This is a genomic window from Stenotrophomonas maltophilia group sp. RNC7 (assembly GCF_030910085.1).
Classification (GTDB): domain Bacteria; phylum Pseudomonadota; class Gammaproteobacteria; order Xanthomonadales; family Xanthomonadaceae; genus Stenotrophomonas; species Stenotrophomonas sepilia.
In genome coordinates, this window is the sequence record NZ_JAVFVN010000365.1 from 1 (window position 1) to 382 (window position 382).

At 35.3% G+C, this 382-nt stretch carries 1 pseudogene; it reads left to right on the forward strand.

Going from position 1 to position 382, the window contains the following annotated elements:
- Positions 1–243: pseudogene (locus tag RCF13_RS06490) on the forward strand (arsenical-resistance protein); the annotation flags it as partial.
- Positions 244–382: the final 139 nt, after the last annotated feature.

Sequence of the window (382 nt, forward strand, 5' to 3'; positions counted from 1 at the left end):
TTTTTCATATTTATAATTGCCTATGGATGGGCAAAGGCTTGGAAACTTCCTCATAATATTGCAGCACCTGCTGGAATGATCGGCGCAAGCAATTTTTTTGAACTTGCGGTAGCAGTGGCAATATCATTATTTGGATTAAATTCTGGCGCTACTTTAGCTACTGTTGTAGGGGTACTAGTAGAAGTACCTGTCATGTTAGCCCTAGTTAGAATCGCTAATTATACAAGAAAGTGGTTTTTATAAATCATAAGCAAGTATTGTAAGACAATTAAAGTTTTAGGAGATGAGACATGATGATATTCAAATGGTTCAATCGTAATTGCTTAAAATGGAGTGGCTTTTTAACCTCGTTCAAATGTTGGTTGAGAAAATATTTGGTTTG